The sequence below is a fragment of the Affinundibacterium flavidum genome (genome assembly GCF_014284175.1).
GTDB lineage: Bacteria > Pseudomonadota > Gammaproteobacteria > Burkholderiales > Burkholderiaceae_D > Undibacterium > Undibacterium flavidum.
In genome coordinates, this window is sequence record NZ_JACOGA010000046.1 from 1 (window position 1) to 620 (window position 620).

Annotated in this window: 1 protein-coding gene; it reads left to right on the forward strand. The window is 50.3% G+C overall.

The genetic code is table 11. The annotated features are described in order from the left end of the window. On the forward strand, positions 1-354 hold a 354-nt coding region (locus H8K55_RS21280; protein WP_186944252.1), incomplete at its 5' end, for a transposase. Positions 355-620: the final 266 nt, after the last annotated feature.

The following is a 620-nucleotide window of genomic DNA, read 5'->3' on the forward strand; positions in this document are numbered from 1 at the left end:
TTATTTTGGCGACGGTTTGACAATCAAAAACAAGTTGGCTCCTGTGTTGGATTGGTACCGCAACCGTACGACAGTGGTACAACGCGAATCGACCAAGGCATCAGCAAGCAAGGCAACCGACGAGTGCGCTCCTTGCTCATTGAAATGGCGTGGATGTGGCTGCGCTATCAACCCGACAGCAAGCTTGCCATCTGGTTTGCGCAAAAGACTAACAGCCAAGCGCCGAATAAACGCGGTCGGCGTGTGGCGATCGTTGCGGTAGCGAGAAGACTGGCGATTGCCCTGTGGCGTTACATCGAGCACGGCGTAGTACCGGAAGGCGCGCAGTTTAAGGAAGTTAAAAGCAGCAGCTAAAGCAGAGCGAATGGAAGCCAAGTTAATGAAGTACGTTGTGGCAGAACGAAAGCAAGCACAGTAAAAAGGAATCAAATCCGTTGCCCACCCTGGTTGTTAAAAGCAACCGCTAATAGTAGATGGGATTTGACTAAAGAAGGTCATCTTAGCGCGCAGCGCATGCAGAATTAGGCTGGTCGAAAACGCCAGCGGATAGAAGGTGGTGAAACCTAAGTTTCACGAGCCAATGACCAGAGACTTATTACGACTAGTGAACGTACTACACA